Origin of the sequence: Planktothricoides sp. SR001 (assembly GCF_001276715.1) — a bacterium.
Taxonomy (GTDB): Bacteria; Cyanobacteriota; Cyanobacteriia; order Cyanobacteriales; family Laspinemataceae; genus Planktothricoides; species Planktothricoides raciborskii.
The window spans coordinates 66,792-67,080 of record NZ_LIUQ01000037.1 but is presented as its reverse complement, the minus strand read 5'-3'; the positions used below and the strand labels follow the sequence as shown (position 1 = coordinate 67,080).

1 pseudogene is annotated in these 289 nt (G+C 50.9%); it reads right to left on the bottom strand.

The features are described from left to right. Positions 1 to 289, bottom strand: a pseudogene (locus AM228_RS19695) (tetratricopeptide repeat protein); the annotation flags it as partial.

Below are 289 nucleotides of genomic sequence, written 5' to 3'. Positions count from 1 at the left end.
CGCTTCATCGTAGGCAGCGATCGCTTTCTGGAGATTCGCCGATGGCTGTTCTCCCAATTCGGCTTGGTTGCAGTAGGCAATCCCCAGATTATTCAATGTGTCAGAAAGGTCTTTCTCCAGTTTCAACTTACGGCAAATATGAGCCGCTTCATCGTAGGCAGCGATCGCTTTCTGGAGATTCGCCGAAGGCTGTTCTCCCAATTGGGCTTGGGTCAGGTAGGCAACCCCCAGATTATTCAATGTGCGGGAAAGGTCTTTCTCCAGTCCCAACTCACGGAGAATATTAGCC